At 55.8% G+C, this 294-nt stretch carries 1 pseudogene; it reads left to right on the forward strand.

From position 1 onward, the window contains the following. Positions 1-294 (forward strand): annotated as a pseudogene (locus tag AB9F29_RS22225) (ABC transporter permease); the annotation flags it as partial.

Raw genomic sequence — 294 nt, forward strand, 5'->3', positions numbered from 1 at the left:
TGACATCCCCAACAGCGCGATCACCGATCAGGAAGCGATCAAGGTTCAGGCACTGCAAGTGTTTGAGCGGACCTTTACCGTGACGGCCGCTCTGAACGCTCTGACACTTTGCGTGGCAAGTTTTGCTATACTGATGTGTCTTCTGACACTTGCCGATATGCGTGTGCCTCAACTGGCGCCCGTCTTGGCTATGGGCCTTACGCGCCTAAGCTTGGGCCAGTTGGAACTGTTACGCATCGTTCTCCTTGCGGCGCTAGTGTTTCTATGCGCATTGCCGCTTGGTTTGGCGCTGGC

The sequence above is a fragment of the Falsihalocynthiibacter sp. S25ZX9 genome (assembly GCF_041205405.1).
Classification (GTDB): domain Bacteria; phylum Pseudomonadota; class Alphaproteobacteria; order Rhodobacterales; family Rhodobacteraceae; genus Falsihalocynthiibacter; species Falsihalocynthiibacter arcticus.